This is a genomic window from Putridiphycobacter roseus (assembly GCF_003234935.1).
In the GTDB taxonomy this organism is placed as follows: Bacteria; Bacteroidota; Bacteroidia; order Flavobacteriales_D; family Crocinitomicaceae; genus Putridiphycobacter; species Putridiphycobacter roseus.
In genome coordinates this window covers 1-1770 of sequence record NZ_QKSB01000042.1, presented here as the reverse complement: position 1 = coordinate 1770, position 1770 = coordinate 1, and the positions used below count along the sequence as shown (strand labels likewise).

2 protein-coding genes are annotated in these 1770 nt (G+C 31.8%); both read left to right on the top strand.

The features are described from left to right. Nucleotides 1-74: 74 nt before the first annotated feature. A complete protein-coding gene (locus tag DNU06_RS17380) occupies nucleotides 75-728 on the top strand; it encodes a hypothetical protein (RefSeq protein ID WP_111064773.1) in 654 nt (217 codons plus the stop codon). Between the two features lie 122 nt (nucleotides 729-850). After that, complete coding sequence (locus tag DNU06_RS17375) at nucleotides 851-1468, top strand: outer membrane beta-barrel protein (protein WP_158526948.1); 618 nt, start codon at nucleotides 851-853, stop codon at nucleotides 1466-1468. The last annotated feature ends 302 nt before the right edge of the window (nucleotides 1469-1770 follow it).

Genomic DNA, 1770 nt, shown 5'->3' with positions numbered 1-1770 from the left:
GTTAACTACAAGCTGGTATAAATTAATACTAGAACTAACACTCAACCTTTAAACGATTATAACGTTATAACTATATGAAGTATTTCACATTAATATTCTGTATAATTTTACTTTTGGCTTCATGCGAAAAAAATAATGTAAAAGAATATACCGCCGATTTTCAAGATCAATTTAGAACATATATTGAAGTAAATTACCAGCAGGAGTCTAACTCTACAAGAGTATTAGTACTTTTTTCTCACCCAATTTATTTTTATAGTTCTCTAAAATTACCTTCCAATAGCTATATAAAAGTTAATGGCATTGACTTAATTGAGTACGAATATGGTTATTCTAACGACTTTGTGGGCAAACCAATTTGTAATATTGAATTTAAAGACACTGACGGAACAGTATATAAAAATGTTTTGGTTCCACCGGATACGGCTTACTTTATTGATTTTCCGGACACTGTCTTTTCTGTGGGTGATTTCACTTTCCAAGTCAATACGCCAAATCTTGACAGTAACGAGCGCACAGGTATTTGTCAATCTTGTGATCTGTACGAGCGGGATTTCAAACCCTTGATAGATAGTCTTTATAGTTTAGAAGACTTAGATATTCATCAGCAGACTAATAATTATTTATTACTCTATCTGTATAAAACTCATCTAAAACCTAAACTTCCAGCAGGGGGCGGAAGTATTATTTATAATTATATCGTTCCGAAAACCTTTTATGTTGAATAGATTACAATTGATATTTTGAAGAGCGCATATATGTAATCGCGACTAGATACGTTGCTTTGCATGACTAGAACTAAAAATAACAATCCATGTTTTTACCAAAAAAAATACATAAAAAATTATTAATGAAACAAATCTTTTTATTTTTCATCATCTTTAATTCTGTTTCATATGGCCAAAGTGAACAGTACTCATTAGCCGGTCATTTCGGATATGCTTTGAGTAATCTGTCTCAATACTATTCATACGTCCAAGTTAATAAAACAGAATGTAAATCAACATATAATATTGGTATTGAACTCAGAAGGCAAATTGGCCAAAAGGGGATATATCTGCAATCAGGAATCAGATTAACTGGCTATGGCTGGAAGAATTCGCCTGTTTATTATAATTGGTCTAGCACTGAAATTATCGAGACGACAAATGTTAATACCACAAATTTATCATTTGTCTCAATTCCCCTAATTGCTACTTTTAAATTTAGCAAAATAATTCCAGGTCTAACAATTAGTTCTGGACCTCAAATTTCATTGTTCTCTTTTCGAAAATGGAAACAAAATGGAGATGTGCTTAGTTCTCAATGGAGTCTTCCAGATTTAGCATTTAGTGTATTTCTGTCGTTGGGTTACGAGTATAAAATTAGTAATACATGGATTTTAGGCACAGAGGTCTATTCAAACCTGATTCCTAAAGAAGTCTATAATTTTGGAATTGCCTTTAGCGGTAGATATATTCTAAAATGAAAATGCTTTAAAAAACAATCAGCTCAAACTGTTTGTCTAAAGTTGTTAAAATGAAAGAAAGTTGAATGAAAGGCTGTGCCAGAACGTAATCAATGTGCTGATTAGAAACATCATATAGAAAGCAGTAGTTAACAACACCTAAATTCAATTTGCATTTACAATCAAGTGTTTTAGTCTTCTGAAAGTGACACCAAAACATTGTGTAGGATAATTATAATGCCTAGTTTAGCTAAACAATGTCTTGGCGGTTATCTAATTACATTTGTGCTAAGTAAAGCAAACAGAAACATAGCCAGGCGTTA